This is a genomic window from Pseudomonas sp. JV241A, from assembly GCF_900275665.1.
In the GTDB taxonomy this organism is placed as follows: Bacteria; Pseudomonadota; Gammaproteobacteria; order Pseudomonadales; family Pseudomonadaceae; genus Aquipseudomonas; species Aquipseudomonas wadenswilerensis.
The window spans coordinates 22,839-36,229 of the sequence record NZ_OPYO01000028.1; the positions used below are offsets into that span (position 1 = coordinate 22,839).

Below are 13,391 nucleotides of genomic sequence, written 5' to 3' on the forward strand. Positions count from 1 at the left end.
CACGATAGAAGGAAAGCCAAGCGATGACCCAGGTCACCAACACCCCGTACGAAGCCCTCGAAGTCGGCCAGACCGCCAGCTTCAGCAAGACCGTCGAAGAACGTGACATCCAGCTGTTCGCTGCAATGTCCGGTGACCATAACCCGGTGCACCTGGATGCCGAGTTCGCGGCCAAGAGCATGTTCAAGGAGCGCATCGCCCACGGCATGTTCAGTGGCGCGCTGATCAGCGCCGCGGTGGCCTGCGAACTGCCTGGACCGGGCACCATCTACCTGGGCCAGACCATGAGCTTCCAGAAGCCGGTCAAGTTCGGCGACACCCTGACCGTGCGCCTGGAAATCCTCGAGAAACTGCCGAAGTTCAAGGTGCGCATCGCCACCCGCGTGTTCAACCAGAACGACGAGCTGGTGGTTGACGGCGAGGCCGAGATTCTCGCCCCGCGCAAGCAACAGACCGTCGAGCTGGTCAGCCCGCCGCCGATCACCATCGGCTGAGTGTCACAACTCGCTCAGGCGGCGCTCGATAAAGCGCCGCTCGGGGCCCTGACGGGTCAGTTCGAGAGCTCTGCAATAGGCCTCGCGGGCTTGATCCAGCAGGCCTAGCTGGCGGCACAGTTCAGCGCGGGCCGAATGGGCCAGGTGGTAGTCCTGCAACTGACCGCGGGCCAGAATCGCCTCCACCGCCGCCAACCCCGCCTGGGCGCCATCGCGCCGGGCCAGGGCAGCGGCGCGGTTGAGTTCGACCACCGGCGACGGCCAGCGCTGCCACAGTACATCGTACAGACCGACGATCTCTGCCCAGTCCGTGTCCTCGGCACTGGCCGCTTGCGCATGCACGGCGGCAATCGCTGCCTGCAAGCTATAGACGCCAAACTGCTGGCTACGCAGGGCCTGCTGCACCAGCTGGCAGCCTTCGGCAATCAGTTCACGGTTCCACAGCCTGCGGTCCTGCTCATCCAGCAGCACAAGCTCGCCCTGGGCATCGCTGCGCGCCTGCTGCCGCGAAGCCTGCAGGAGCATCAGCGCCAGCAGGCCGAGCACTTCCGGATCGGGCAGCAATTGCTGGAGCAAACGCCCAAGGCGGATCGCTTCATCGCTCATGTCGTGGCGCATCAGGCTCTCCCCCGAAGACGCCGAGTAGCCTTCGTTGAACACCAGGTAGATCACCCGCAACACGCTATCAAGACGCTCCGGCAGTTCGGCCAGAGACGGCACCTGATAGGGAATTCGCGCATCGCGGATCTTGGCTTTGGCGCGGACGATGCGCTGGGCGATGGTCGCCGGGCTCTGCAAAAACGCGCGGGCGATTTCTTCGGTGGTCAGGTCACAGACTTCGCGCAAGGTCAGCGGCACCTGGGCATCGGCGGCCAGCGCCGGGTGACAGCAGGTGAAGATCAGGCGCAGGCGGTCGTCCTCCAGCTCTTCGTCATTCACCTGAGCCTCCTCGAGCGACTCCAGCGCCTGCACCAACTGCGCCTGGGAACGGTCGAAACGCGCACGCCGGCGCAGGCTGTCGATCGCCTTGAAGCGCCCGGTGGACACCAGCCAGGCCCTGGGGCTGGCAGGAATACCGTCACGCTGCCAGCGTTCGACGGCAATGAAAAATGCTTCGTGCATGGCCTCTTCAGCCAGGTCGAAGTCGCCCAGCAGGCGAATCAGTGTCGCCAGGATACGCCGCGACTCCTGGCGATAGACCGTCTCCAGTTGTGCCCGTACCGTAGCAAGCGTGGCCATCAGTCGGGCATCTGCGTAGTCACCAGCGCCACCAGGCGATCCAGGCTCTCACCCCAGCCACGGTGAAAGCCCATCTCTTCGTGGGCCTGGCAATCGGCGGCACTCCAGTGCCAGGCGCGGGCGGTGTACTGGGTCTTGCCGTGAATGTCGTCGAAGGTCACGACAACGGTCATGAAAGCCTTGTTCGACGGGACCCAACCCGGGCCGAAAGCATCGGTAAAGACGATCCGCGCCGGCGGCACAATCTCCAGAAACACCCCCTGATTCGGATACTCGCTGCCGTCAGGTGCACGCATCACAGTACGAAACAAGCCGCCCACCCACAGCTGCATTTCGCATTCCGGCGTAGTCATGCCGTTGGGGCCCCACCACCGGGCAAGCAGTTGCGGCTCGGTCCAGGCGCGAAACACCTTGGTCCGCGGCGCGTCGATCAGGCGCGTCAACGACAGCTCATGCTGCGCCTTGGGCTGCTCGGGGTGTAGAAGGCTCATCGTGTTGTTCTCCTTGGTTTCAGGGTTGCAACTCGCGGATTGGCCGCACCTCGACACTGCCGACCCGCGCAGCGGGAATGCCGCGGGCAATGTTCAAGGCCTCGTTCAAGTCCCGCGCATCAACCAGATAGAAGCCGGCCAGTTGCTCCTTGGTTTCGGCGAAAGGGCCGTCGGTCAGGCTCATCTGCCCGCCGCGCACACGCACGGTGGTTGCGGTCTGCACCGGTTTGAGCGCCTCCGCGGCGAGCATTCGGCCGCTGCCCTGGATCGATTCGGCGTAGGCCATGCACTCGGCGTCGGCCGGGCTTTCGGGCAAGCTATGCAGCAGACTTTCGTCACAGTAGACCAGGCACAGGTATTTCATCGTCGTCTCCACAGCTGGGGATACTATGGCGGTAGATCACACCGCCTTAGAAAGCGCGATTCGGCATAACTCTCGGGGTTCTAAGCTCAAGGCTTGAGCGAGAACAGCGCGGCACCTGATTCCATGTCGAACGGCGCTGACCAGTGCTCATGAATCACCTTCCATTGCCCGTCGATCCGCTGGTAGCCCACGGTCGCGCGCATGTAGCAGCCTTGATCCTCACCCCCTTCGCTGCTGGCCGGGCCACAGCGATTGAGCCAGTGGGCCAAAGCCAGTTCCGGGGTGGCCTGGATCTGCAATTGCTCGATTTCGAAGATCATTTCGCCGGGGCAGTGATCCATGCAGGCCTGCCAGTGGGCGCGATAGGCGGCCTTGCCTTGGAACTGCAATTGCTGGATCGCATCAAAAGCGCGAATGTTCTCGGCGTAAGGCGCGGTAATGGCCTCGACATCCCGCGAGCGTACTGCGGGAAGCCATTGTTCGATGAGTTGGCGGATTTCGTTCTCGGCGGCGCTGTTCATGGTCGTGTCCTCTGCGCGATCAGGCGCCGAACAACTCGGCGCGTTCACAGATGGTCGAATGGCAGCGGCTGAAATCGACAGACTGGGGAAACTGATTGCGAGCCTCAGAAACCCAACCCAAGGATCACATACGCGAAGAACCAGAAAAGACTGACGGTGGTCCTCCAGCGGGCAATCGGGCCAAAGCGCCTGGCTTGTTGTGCAGCGCTACAGCGTTCGATCATTTGTCTTCCAAAGGTAACCAGATTTCCATCACGCTGTGGCTGTCGTTGGGGTTGAAGTCCCGGCCATAACGCTCGAACTCAGGCGCGTTGGCCACGGTTTCGCCGGACACCGGCACCCAGTCCTGCCAGATCGCCTGAAAGGTAGCCTTGAGATTGTCCAGGCTACCGTGGTGCTCAAACACCGCATAACGCCGGGCCTTGAGCTCGACATGCCGAAACTCTGCAGGCAGCGGCTCAGTGCCCTGCACTTCAACCCCGGCGATATAGTCGAAATTGCCTTTGCCATCACCGTTGCAGCACACCCCGTAGGCTTCCTCGCCCACCTGCCCGGGTACCCGGCCAATGTGCTGCTCGAAGCGTTGCCACAGGGTGGGGATTTGCTGGAGGGTGGCCTGGCCATAGCGCTTACCAAGTCCGGCAACCGTGAAGGTACGACCATCTTCGAAACGCGCGGGTTTGATCGGGGGAGTCTGCAGAGTCATGTCCTTTGCCTCGTTCGCCAGGGTAATGGGCACAGCGCATCCGTACCCACCGCTAGAGTAGCGGCAATTGCCCATTCTCGTAATCTGCTTGAGGTTCTGCCACGGACGAAAAGAGCCCCTTGCGGAGCTCTTGGCCTTATTGCGGAAGAAAACTGTCGCCGGAGCGTTTGGCGCGTTTGGCGGCGTGTTTTTCTTTGGCGGTTTTCAGTGGTTTTTTCTTCGTCATCTTTTTCGCATCAAGACCTTTCATCGAAGATCCTCCTGCCTGACGGCACCTGCGCACCGGTGTCTCGAATCATTATAGACCCGGGGTGGCCGCAGGCACGGCGAGGATGAACTCGCGGTAACCGGAAAGAACCACGTAGCCGGCGAAATAACAGAAGATGCCCGCCGACAGCAGGTACGACCAGGTCAGCAAGCGGTCACCCAACAACCGCCCGCCATGGCTGGCAATGCCGCACAACGACAGGCACCAGATCAGCCCGGCGGCAAAGAAGCCGGAGAGAAACAGCCCGGCTTCGAACAGGCTGCCGCCACCGGAACGGGAAATCAGCACCCCGCCGACCGCGGCAAACCAGAGAATGGCGCTGGGTGACGACATGGCCAGGAAGATCCCGCGCATGAACTCGCGCCAGCCCGATTCCACGACCACCTCGCCACGGGTCTCCAGGTGGGTGTTGCCGCGCAGCGCCGCCAGCAGCATCTTGATGGCAAACCACACCAGCAACACCGACCCGCCCAGCCACAGCACCCAGCGTACCGTTTCAAATTGCAGCAACACGGTCATCCCCGCCAACGCCGCAATGGCATACAGCAGATCACCGACACAGGTGCCCAGCCCCAGCCAGAAGCCCTGCAGGAACCCCCGCTGCATGGCCAGGGTGATCATGGCGATATTGGCAATGCCGATATCCAGGCACAACGACAAACTCAGCAGAAATCCATTTGAAAAAGGCATCGACGTTCCGTAACCGCTGTTGAGGGCAGGCGCTATTTAAACGGTTTTTCGCCGGGCTGTATTGGAAGAAATTGCCTTTATTCAGGCTTGTGCTGCACGCTCAAAAACTTCATCGGCCCATTGGTTGAGGCTCTTGCCTGCCGACTGAGCTGCGATGGTCGCCGCGGCGTGGACTTCTGGCCTGATACGCAGCATGACCTTGCCGGAAGCGGGTTTTTCCGGCTTGACCCCACGCTCGGCGCAATCGGCCAGGTAGTCATCCAGCGCCAGGTGAAACGCCTCGTGCAACTGCCTGACGGCGCTGGCGTGGAAGCTGATGATGTCACGCACACCCAGGACACGACCGACGAAAATATCGTCCCGTGGGTCGTATTCGACTCGGGCGGTGTAGCCCTTGTAGCTCATAGTGTTCATGGTTGAACTCCTGCCCGTAGAAGAAACTCGCGGGCTTCTTCCACCTGATATCGCTTAGCCTCTTTGCCCGGGTGCGGCCGGTGACAGCGCCAAAGCTGATCACCCAGGATCAACTTGACCCTGGAGCCCTCACGTTCCTGCACTTGCCCGCCCAGGTACAGCACTAGCGCCTCGATGTCGGTAAACCCCAGGCTGGCGCTGGTCGGTGTGCGGAAGATGCTGTCGAGGATCGTTCAATATCGATTGTTCATCGGAAAATGCTATCAAAATAAGATAGCACTTTTTCCAATGCTTCAATTCAGGATTTTTCAATCACCCGCCAACACCTGCGCATACCGCTGCCGATCAACATTCGCCCCACTGAGAATCACCGCCACCTTGCACCCCTGCTGACGCTCGCGCTCCTGGATCAGCGCGGCAAGCCCGGCGGCGCCTGCGCCTTCGGCGGTGTTGTGGGTGTCTTCGTGGTAGATGCGCATCGCCTGGGCAATTTCCTCATCGCTGACGCGCACGATGCGCGCGGCGTGCTGGCGGATGATTTCGAAGGCTTCGGGCAACGGCATACGGCAGGCCATGCCGTCGGCGAAGGTGTTGGCCGTGGCGGTGGTGACGATGCGGCCCTGCTCCAGGCTCTGGGCAAAAGCGTCCGCGGCGCTGGACACCACGCCGACGATCTCGGTGCGCAGGCCAAGCAGGTTGCGCGCCTGGATCAGGCCGCATATGCCCGAGCCCATGCCGATCGGTACGTAGACGCAATCCAGCTCGTGTACCGCTTCCAGCAGCTCCAGCGCATAGGTGGCGACGCCGCGGATCAACTCGGGGTGAAACGGCGGGACGCTCTCGTAGCCGTGTAACTGGGCCAGGCGCGCGGCCTCTTCGCGGGACTGGTCAAAGTCGGTGCCGTGCTCGATCAACTGGGCGCCAAGGGCACGCATCGCCGCGTTCTTCTCCTGTGAGTTGCCTTCGGGAACCACGATGATGATCGGCAGCCCGGCATTGCGCGCGGCCAGCGCCATGCTCTGGCCGTGGTTGCCACGGGTCGCGGTGACCAGGCCGCGAACCGTCGGCTTTTGCGCCAGCAACCACTGCACATACATCAGCCCGCCGCGCACCTTGAAGGCGCCGGTCGGTGCATGGTTTTCATGTTTGACCCAGACCTCGCAGCCCAGCCGTTGCGCCAGGCGCGGCCAGGCATATTGCGGGGTGGCGGGTACGCTGGCATGAACCAGGCGGGCAGCATCGCGCAGGGCAGGCAGATCGAACATGAAGCACCTCGGCAGGATCGGATTTGACCTGATCCTAGTCGCCGCGCATTGTATGGGTAAATTCTTATATTGCATGGCCAACAATAAATGTGGACCCCTGCCCTCACCGAGGATGCCCAGCCGCGCTACCTGGCCCTGGTCGACGCTATTGCCGCCGCCATCGAGCGCGGCGAGCTGAAAGTCGGCGAACGTCTGCCGCCACAACGGCGCCTGGCCTGGAACCTGGGGCTGAACCCCAGCACCACTCAGCAGGCCTACCGCGAGGCGGCGGCACGGCACCTGGTCTCGGGCGAAGTCGGGCGTGGCACCTATGTGCTGGCCGGCAGCAAGGAGGCTACGCTGTTTCGCCTCAAGCAGCGCGACGTGCAATCAAGCCTGATCGACCTGTCGACCAATGTGCCCGTGATCGACCCGGCCAACCGCGACAGCGAAACGACCTTGCAGGCGTTGTTGCAGGACGGTCAGGCGGGCTGCCTGGACCATTACCTGAGCGCCGAAGAGTTGCTGCGCGGCCGTGTGCACGGCGCCGCCTGGCTGGCCAATCGCGGCCTGCAACTGAACGACCGGCAACTGCTGCTGTGCGGCGGCGCCCAGCAGGGCTTGTTCACGACCTTGCTGTCACTGTGCCAACCGGGCGAAGCAGTGCTGGTCGAAGCTCTCACGGCCCCCGGCATCAAGGCCGCCTGCCGGCAATTGCGCCTGCCGCTGCATGGCATCGCCCTGGACGATCAGGGCATTGTTGCCGATGATCTGGATCGGGTCGCCCGTGCCACCGGCGCGCGCGTCATGGTGCTGACCCCGAGCCTGCACAACCCTACCGGTGCATGCATGAGCAGCGCTCGCCAGCAGGCGATTGCCGAGGTGGTCGAGCGGCATGACCTGCTGGTGATCGAAGACGATGTCTACGGTGCGCTGACCGACCAGCCACCGCTATGGCGGTTGCTCGGGCGGCGCGGCCTGTTGATCAGCAGCCTGTCGAAAACCGTCGGCGCTGGCCTGCGCCTGGGCTGGATCGTGGCTGACCCGGCGTTACTGGCGCAGGTCGATCCCCATGCCCAGGCCACTCACTGGCAGGTGTCGCCGCTGAACCTGCAGATTGCCTATCGCTGGATTGCCGATGGCACGGCGCAAAGGCGTCTGGCCTGGCAGCGCGAGGAAGTCCGCCAACGCTGGCGCCTGGCCTGCAGGATTCTGGGCAGCTACCTGGTCAACAGCAGCCAGCCTGCCCCACACATCTGGGTCAAGGCCGGGCACAGCGCCGCACGCTTGACCGAGGCTTGCCGGGCCAATGGCGTGGCGGTGGTGCCAGCCGAGGTGTTCGCGGTAAAACAGCATGACCTGGCAGCGATCCGCATCAGCCTGTCGGCGGCTGCCAGCCGGGCCGAACTCAAGCAGGCATTGGAGCACGTGGCAAAGGCACTGGAGGCCTGATGAGCAAGCACGCTTTCTATACCGAGGCGCAAACCTACCTCGCCGCGATGGACCCGCAGTGGGCCGCACACATCGAGGCGGTGGGCCCTTGCCTGCATCAACCCAAACCCACCCGTGACCCGTATCAGGCACTGGTGCGGGCCATTGCCTACCAGCAACTGCATGCCAAGGCGGGCGATGCGATTCTCGGACGCTTTCTGGCGCTCTACCCGGGGTGCGGGTTTCCCAGCCCCGAGCAGGTGCTGGCGACCACCCCGGAGCAATTGCGCGGCTGCGGATTCTCGGCGAGCAAACTGGCAACCATCCAGGGTATCGCCAGGGCACGTGTCGAAGGGCGGGTGCCAGACTACCAACAGGCCTCGGCACTGGCAGATGAAGCGCTGATCGAGCGCCTGGTCAACCTGCGTGGGGTAGGCCGCTGGACTGTCGAGATGCTGCTGATCTATACCCTGGAACGCATGGACATCCTGCCGGCCGACGACTTCGGCGTGCGCGAGGGCTATCGCCGCTTGCAGGGCCTGGAGAAGCAACCGACGCGCCGGCAGATGAACGATCTGGGCAAGCGCTGGAGCCCTTACCGGACCGTGGCCGCCTGGTACCTGTGGCGGGTACCAGCCAAGCGAGTTTGAACGCAAGACCCGGAGTTTTTCCCGTGAGCCGCAGCCGTAGCCTGAACCCATCGATCAACGCCAGGAGCACCCCGTCATGAGTACAGGCAAACCACGGATCAGCGAATCCGACCCGCGCTGGCAGGCCATACTGGCCCGCGACCCGGCCGCTGACCAGGCCTTTGTCTACGCCGTGCGCACCACCGGTGTGTACTGCCGGCCGAGCAGCACCTCGCGCCTGCCGCGCATCGACAATGTCGAGTTCTTCGACAGCGCCGAACAGGCCGAAGCCGCCGGCTACCGGCCGAGCAAGCGCCGCGGCGCCGACCAGACCCATGTCGCCGAACAGCACCGGGCCCAGGTCACCCGCGCCTGTGCCTTGATCGAAAGCGCCGACCCGGCGCCGAGCCTGAACCAGCTGGCTGAACAGCTGAAGATGAGCCCGTTCCACTTTCACCGGGTGTTCAAAGCCGTGACCGGGCTGACGCCCAAGGCCTATGCCACGGCTCACCGTGCGCGCAAGGTACGCACTCAACTGCAGCAGTCGGCAACGGTCACCGACGCCTTGTACGAGGCCGGGTTCAACTCCAACAGCCGCTTCTACGAATCGAGCAATGCACGCCTGGGCATGACCCCGGGCGCCTATCGTGACGGCGGTGCCAATACCGACATCCGCTTTGCCATCGGCCAGTGCACGTTGGGGGCAATTCTGGTGGCGCAGAGTGAACGGGGGATTTGCGCAATCCTGCTCGGTGACGATCCGCAGGCGCTGCTCAATGACCTGCAGGACAAATTCCCCAAGGCCAACCTGATCGGCGGCGACGAAGGCTTCGAAAGCCTGATTGCCAGGGTCGTGGGTTTTATCGAGGCACCGGGCATCGGCCTGGACCTGCCGCTGGACCTGCGCGGCACAGCCTTTCAGGAACGCGTCTGGCAGGCCTTGCGGGCGATCCCGGCTGGTTGTACGGCCAGCTATGCCGAGATCGCCCAGCGGATCGGCTCTCCCAGGGCGGTGCGCGCCGTGGCCCAGGCTTGCGCGGCCAACGCCCTGGCTGTGGCCATCCCGTGTCACCGGGTGGTGCGCAGCGACGGCAACCTCTCGGGCTACCGTTGGGGCGTGGAGCGCAAGCGTGAACTGCTGGCGCGCGAGAGCCAGTGAGGCGGGTTACTGGAAGTTGACGTCGAAGGCCTGGTAGAAGGCGTTGCCGGTATCAGCGACCAGCCACAGCAGCACGATGACGTGATGGCCGCGCTTGTTGCCGGGTAGCTTGACCTCGTGTTCGACCTTGGCCTTGAGCTTGTCCTTATGATCGAAATACGGCGTATACGGATAGAGGTCGTCGGCAAACGGCGCCGTCTCGAGCTGGGCACGACTGATGCGTTTGTTCACATCCCATCCATCTTTGGTAATAAACCAGCGATAGCCACGGGTGGTGTGCGGGGCTGTGTATTCCCACTTCACATGAAAGGTCTGGCCTGGCGTGACATTCAACAACGGCCAGGTAAAGGGCGAGCCCAGTTTGGCGGACATTTCGGCATTGGTGTAATTGACGACGTCGCGAGCATCCTCTTTGCCGCCACTTAGAATATATCCATCCGCCGGTGGCACGACACTGGCGACATCCGACTGGAAGGGCGCGGGTACCGGCCCACCCACCAGGCTGGGGAAGTTTTTACCGCCTTCCATTTCGTTGACTTGCCAGTTGCCGAGCAATCCCAGTTCGACAGTCTTGGAACCACGGCTGGCCGGTGAAATGACCCGACCGTGACGCAGATTCTTTTCAGGGCTGTTCATTGCATTCACTCCTTGTGAGATAGAAAAACCTGTCCACCCTGGACACGATTCACCCTAGCTCAAGCCCTGCAATGCGCAACCCAGAGGCGCCAAACGGTATCAACCGTTGCTGCAGCCGTCGCCCATGGCGCGGTATGCGATGGTGTGGCGCTGACCCTGATGGTCTTCGTAGGTCATGGTTGCCGGTACCACTTCACAGACATTGGGAATGGTCGACAAACTGATGACTTTGGCAATATCCAGGTTAGTGCTGTAGTCATACTGCTCAACAACAGGTTGCGCAGCAGCACTATTGATTTCATCCGCCATGGCGAACGACGACATGGCAACCAGGGCAAGTGCAAATAAACTTTTCATGATAATAGGCCTGCAAAGCAATCAAACTAATCGATTGACTTCATTTGCCAATAAGGGCGCGGAGAAGTTGTTATATCAAGCAATGGGACATAACACGAAGTACCGACCCCACTACAACTTATTCCGTGGGATGTGGTTAGTTTACAAGGTACTTCGGGCGGTTAAATCGCGAAGCCGGACATTCACTGTTACCGCCTGTGCAACAATAAGCCCGACACAACGCCCTCGACACTTTTCGCCTTCCCGTGTAAAAGCCCGGGGTAGAGCCTTTGCCAGATCAAACCAGTGACCTTGTTACGCTATTGCCCGCTGCCCGCCGCCGAGCGGCCCCTGCTGAATAAATTCTACCGAAACCAGGGTTCGCCCATGCGCGCGGCTGCCCAGGGCCAGCTTTGGGTAGCCAGGGCCGATGAGATCGTCGCTGCCTTGTGCCTGAGCCAAGTACCAGGCGGCCATTGGCTGACCGGGTTGTTCGTCGCGCCCGCCTGGCGCGGCCAACGGGTCGCCCGCCAGCTGATCGAAGCGGCCGCGAGCGAGTTGCAAGGGGACATCTGGTTGTTTTGCCATCCGGCTCTGGTGGGCTTCTACGAGCGGCTGGCGTTCAGCACCAGCGACGCCCTGCCCGCCACTCTGGCCGAGCGCCTGGCCCGCTACCAGCGCAGCAAGCCCCTGTTGGCGATGACGCGGATTCAGTCGTCGCTGGCCGGGTCCAGCCCGGGGAACAGCACCTCGGTATAACCGAAGCGGCTGAAATCGTGGATGCGCGAGGGGTAAAGGCGGCCGATCAGGTGATCGCACTCATGCTGCACCACCCGGGCATGAAAACCTTCGGCGTTGCGCACGATCGGCTGCCCCTGCGGATCGATGCCTTCGTAACGGATCCGCTGGTAGCGCGGCACCACACCACGCAGCCCCGGCACCGACAGGCAGCCTTCCCAGCCGTCCTCGACCTCGGTGCCCAAGGGTGTGATCAGCGGATTGAGCAGAATGGTGCGCGGCACCGCCTCGGCATCCGGGTAGCGCTCGCTGCGCTCGAAACCGAAGATCACCAGTTGCAGGTCGATACCGATCTGCGGCGCGGCCAGGCCAACACCGCCGACATGCTCCATGGTTTCGAACATGTCGGCGATCAGTCGCTCAAGCCCGGTGCTGCCGATCATGTGCTTCGGCACAGGCGGGGCGATGCGCAGCAAGCGCTCATCGCCCATTTTCAGGATGTCATGAATCATGCTGGCTTCGACTCAGGGGTTCGCTGGCAGGCGTGGTTTCATGATCGAGTGAATGATCGCGGCCAAGCCCGGAAACATGCTTTTTATCATGCTCGTGGGCGACACCATCAAAGTCTTTTTCGCCGGGGTCCTTGCCTTCCTCGGACATATGCTCGATCACCGCATTCATCTCCGCGCCCAGCAACAACACCGCAGCGGAGATATAGAAGTACAACAGCAGGACAATGATCGCCCCGATGCTGCCGTACATGGCGTTGTAGTCGGCGAAAGTCTTGACGTAATAACCGAAGCCCAAGGACGCGATGATCCACACCACTACTGCCAGCACCGAACCGGGGGTAATGAAGCGAAACTTCTGCTTAACGTCGGGCATCACGTAATAGATCAGGGCCACCGCGACCATCATCAGAATGATGATTGCCGGCCAGCGCAGCACGGTCCACAAGGTGACGATGAACTCCTGCATGCCGATCTGCGAGGCAATCCACTCCATCACCTGCGGCCCCAGCACCATCAGTGCGGCAGCCGCCAGGAGCATGCCGGCAATGCCGACGGTGTAGATCACCGACAACGGGATACGCTTCCACACCGGGCGCCCTTCGACCACGTCGTAGGCGGCGTTCATCGCGCTCATCATCAGCCGCACACCGGCTGACGCGGTCCACAGGGCGATGACGATACCCACCGAGAGCAAACCGCCCTTGGATTGCTGCAACTGGTCGATCACCGGGTTGACCTGCTCCAGCGCCTGGGGCGGCAACACCAGTTCAGACTGCAGGCGCAGCCAGGAGAAGAAATCCGGCAAATGCAGGAAGCCGATCAGGGCGATCAGGAACAGCAGGAAGGGAAACAGCGAAAACAGCATCTGGTAAGCCAGCGCCGAGGCGTAGGTGGACATCTCGTCATCGAGAAACTCCTTGACTGTGCGCACCAGCACACGGTGCAACGGCAAGCCGCGCAGGTCGGGGAAAATCATAGCGTCTCCTTTCGCCGCTCGAGGGTCATGGGCAAAGTTCCTCAAACACTTATCAGACAGGTTCGACCTGAAGTCTAATCGACGATCGCCTCACAGTTGCGACTGATTGCTGCAGATAGCACAACGGCCACCCGAGGATGGCCGTCGTCCTACCCTGCACACAGGTTCAAGGCTTCTTCATGGCGTCCTTGACCTTGCCAACCGCTTGCTGAGCTTCGCCCTTGAGTTCCTGGGCCTTGCCCTCGGCGCGCAGCTTGTCGTTGTCGGTCACCTTGCCAACACCTTGCTTGACGTTGCCAACAGCCTCGTTGGCCATACCTTTTACTTTGTCTTTAGTGCCACTCATGGGAGTTCTCCTGAAGGGGAAATAACACGCGGTCAGAGTCGACAGTCTGTGGACCCATGGCCTGTTGCGAGAGTTTCAATTATTTGCCCGCTGGCAAAACAGCGGGCGAATATCGCCCCGATTCGCTCAAGCAAGCCGCTGAATCGCAAAGGCTTATCCTAGAATCGACAGCCACGCTGCAGGCTTTTTGCGCCTGC

General features: G+C 61.9%; 19 protein-coding genes. 5 read left to right on the forward strand and 14 right to left on the reverse strand.

Annotation, left to right across the window (positions count from 1 at the left end; all coding sequences use genetic code 11):
- The first annotated feature begins 23 nt into the window (after positions 1-23).
- The gene (locus tag JV241A_RS17705) at positions 24-494 is read left to right on the forward strand and encodes a MaoC family dehydratase (RefSeq protein WP_045187560.1); all 471 of its coding nucleotides are present in this window, start codon (positions 24-26) and stop codon (positions 492-494) included.
- A gap of 3 nt (positions 495-497) precedes the next feature.
- On the opposite strand, the gene JV241A_RS17710 is transcribed toward JV241A_RS17705, so the two are convergent.
- From JV241A_RS17710 to JV241A_RS17750, 9 genes are all read right to left on the reverse strand, one after another.
- Positions 498-1,733 carry an RNA polymerase sigma factor gene (locus JV241A_RS17710; RefSeq protein WP_134063757.1) on the reverse strand — a complete coding sequence of 412 codons (1,236 nt, stop codon included), beginning with the start codon at positions 1,731-1,733 and terminating at the stop codon, positions 498-500.
- A complete protein-coding gene (locus tag JV241A_RS17715; protein ID WP_115088207.1) occupies positions 1,733-2,224 on the reverse strand; it encodes an SRPBCC family protein in 492 nt (163 codons plus the stop codon). The genes JV241A_RS17710 and JV241A_RS17715 overlap by 1 nt, the downstream gene beginning before the upstream one ends.
- Before the next feature lie 19 nt (positions 2,225-2,243).
- Complete coding sequence (locus JV241A_RS17720; RefSeq protein WP_115088208.1) at positions 2,244-2,588, reverse strand: YciI family protein; 345 nt, start codon at positions 2,586-2,588, stop codon at positions 2,244-2,246.
- 86 nt (positions 2,589-2,674) lie between these two features.
- Positions 2,675-3,109, reverse strand: a complete 435-nt coding sequence (locus tag JV241A_RS17725) for a nuclear transport factor 2 family protein (RefSeq protein WP_115088209.1) — start codon at positions 3,107-3,109, stop codon at positions 2,675-2,677.
- 220 nt (positions 3,110-3,329) lie between these two features.
- The gene (locus JV241A_RS17730) at positions 3,330-3,815 is read right to left on the reverse strand and encodes a GyrI-like domain-containing protein (protein WP_134063758.1); all 486 of its coding nucleotides are present in this window, start codon (positions 3,813-3,815) and stop codon (positions 3,330-3,332) included.
- Positions 3,816-4,113: 298 nt separating this feature from the next.
- On the reverse strand, positions 4,114-4,773 hold the full coding sequence (locus JV241A_RS17735; protein ID WP_115088210.1) for a LysE family translocator: 660 nt from the start codon (positions 4,771-4,773) through the stop codon (positions 4,114-4,116).
- An 81-nt stretch (positions 4,774-4,854) separates the two neighbouring features.
- Entirely contained in the window at positions 4,855-5,187 is a 333-nt protein-coding gene (locus tag JV241A_RS17740; RefSeq protein WP_010223090.1) for a type II toxin-antitoxin system HicB family antitoxin, read from the reverse strand.
- Complete coding sequence (locus JV241A_RS27710; RefSeq protein ID WP_345789731.1) at positions 5,184-5,417, reverse strand: type II toxin-antitoxin system HicA family toxin; 234 nt, start codon at positions 5,415-5,417, stop codon at positions 5,184-5,186. The genes JV241A_RS17740 and JV241A_RS27710 overlap by 4 nt, the downstream gene beginning before the upstream one ends.
- 78 nt (positions 5,418-5,495) lie before the next feature.
- A complete protein-coding gene (locus JV241A_RS17750) occupies positions 5,496-6,452 on the reverse strand; it encodes a threonine dehydratase (RefSeq protein ID WP_134063761.1) in 957 nt (318 codons plus the stop codon).
- Positions 6,453-6,539: 87 nt separating this feature from the next.
- Here JV241A_RS17750 and JV241A_RS17755 point away from each other — a divergent pair, with 87 nt between their 5' ends.
- From JV241A_RS17755 to ada, 3 genes are all read left to right on the forward strand, one after another.
- Positions 6,540-7,883: a PLP-dependent aminotransferase family protein gene (locus JV241A_RS17755; RefSeq protein WP_134063763.1), complete on the forward strand. Its 1,344-nt coding sequence runs from the start codon at positions 6,540-6,542 to the stop codon at positions 7,881-7,883.
- The gene (locus JV241A_RS17760; protein WP_134063765.1) at positions 7,883-8,512 is read left to right on the forward strand and encodes a DNA-3-methyladenine glycosylase; all 630 of its coding nucleotides are present in this window, start codon (positions 7,883-7,885) and stop codon (positions 8,510-8,512) included. Before JV241A_RS17755 ends, JV241A_RS17760 begins: the two co-directional genes overlap by 1 nt.
- A 76-nt stretch (positions 8,513-8,588) precedes the next feature.
- The gene (gene ada / locus JV241A_RS17765) at positions 8,589-9,650 is read left to right on the forward strand and encodes a bifunctional DNA-binding transcriptional regulator/O6-methylguanine-DNA methyltransferase Ada (protein ID WP_134063767.1); all 1,062 of its coding nucleotides are present in this window, start codon (positions 8,589-8,591) and stop codon (positions 9,648-9,650) included.
- Positions 9,651-9,656: 6 nt separating this feature from the next.
- On the opposite strand, the gene JV241A_RS17770 is transcribed toward ada, so the two are convergent.
- Both JV241A_RS17770 and JV241A_RS17775 read right to left on the reverse strand, forming a co-directional pair.
- Positions 9,657-10,286 (reverse strand): lytic polysaccharide monooxygenase auxiliary activity family 9 protein, encoded by a 630-nt coding sequence (locus JV241A_RS17770; protein ID WP_115088216.1) that lies wholly within the window; start codon positions 10,284-10,286, stop codon positions 9,657-9,659.
- A gap of 99 nt (positions 10,287-10,385) precedes the next feature.
- Positions 10,386-10,643, reverse strand: coding sequence for a DUF2790 domain-containing protein (locus JV241A_RS17775; RefSeq protein WP_134063769.1), 258 nt, complete (start codon positions 10,641-10,643; stop codon positions 10,386-10,388).
- 285 nt (positions 10,644-10,928) lie between these two features.
- On the opposite strand from JV241A_RS17775, the gene JV241A_RS17780 reads away from it, so the two are divergent.
- Positions 10,929-11,381, forward strand: a complete 453-nt coding sequence (locus tag JV241A_RS17780) for a GNAT family N-acetyltransferase (protein WP_166675714.1) — start codon at positions 10,929-10,931, stop codon at positions 11,379-11,381.
- On the opposite strand, the gene def is transcribed toward JV241A_RS17780, so the two are convergent.
- The 3 genes from def to JV241A_RS17795 form a co-directional block, all read right to left on the reverse strand.
- On the reverse strand, positions 11,333-11,872 hold the full coding sequence (gene def, locus JV241A_RS17785; protein ID WP_115088218.1) for a peptide deformylase: 540 nt from the start codon (positions 11,870-11,872) through the stop codon (positions 11,333-11,335). The genes JV241A_RS17780 and def overlap by 49 nt on opposite strands.
- A complete protein-coding gene (locus tag JV241A_RS17790; protein WP_038996548.1) occupies positions 11,862-12,848 on the reverse strand; it encodes a YihY/virulence factor BrkB family protein in 987 nt (328 codons plus the stop codon). Before JV241A_RS17790 ends, def begins: the two co-directional genes overlap by 11 nt.
- 166 nt (positions 12,849-13,014) lie before the next feature.
- Positions 13,015-13,194: a CsbD family protein gene (locus JV241A_RS17795; protein WP_115088219.1), complete on the reverse strand. Its 180-nt coding sequence runs from the start codon at positions 13,192-13,194 to the stop codon at positions 13,015-13,017.
- Between the last annotated feature and the right edge of the window lie 197 nt (positions 13,195-13,391).